Origin of the sequence: Mycobacterium arosiense ATCC BAA-1401 = DSM 45069, from assembly GCF_002086125.1 — a bacterium.
GTDB classification, from domain to species: domain Bacteria; phylum Actinomycetota; class Actinomycetes; order Mycobacteriales; family Mycobacteriaceae; genus Mycobacterium; species Mycobacterium arosiense.
The window spans coordinates 1-235 of record NZ_MVHG01000406.1 but is presented as its reverse complement, the minus strand read 5'-3'; the positions used below and the strand labels follow the sequence as shown (position 1 = coordinate 235).

Annotated in this window: 1 protein-coding gene; it reads left to right on the top strand. The window is 57.0% G+C overall.

Features of this window, described 5'->3' with window-relative positions; genetic code table 11:
* Window positions 1-33: 33 nt before the first annotated feature.
* Complete coding sequence (locus BST14_RS29040; protein ID WP_083067514.1) at window positions 34-213, top strand: hypothetical protein; 180 nt, start codon at window positions 34-36, stop codon at window positions 211-213.
* Window positions 214-235: the final 22 nt, after the last annotated feature.

The following is a 235-nucleotide window of genomic DNA, read 5'->3' as shown; positions in this document are numbered from 1 at the left end:
GCGGCACGCTTACCGCTCGCGTTGTGAAAACAGGTGATCAGCGATCGCATCCGCCAATCTGATCTGAGCGGCAACGACCTGGGGCTGGCGCAGGCTGAGGACGTGTCGGTCATGGGCGATGCCAGTGCCCTGGGCATCCTGCTCAACAACCTGACGGCCAAAAGGTGCCAAAAGGACGGCCAAAAGGGGACGGATTTATTTTTCCTATTCTAAACTTGACCGGTCAGGCAGAATT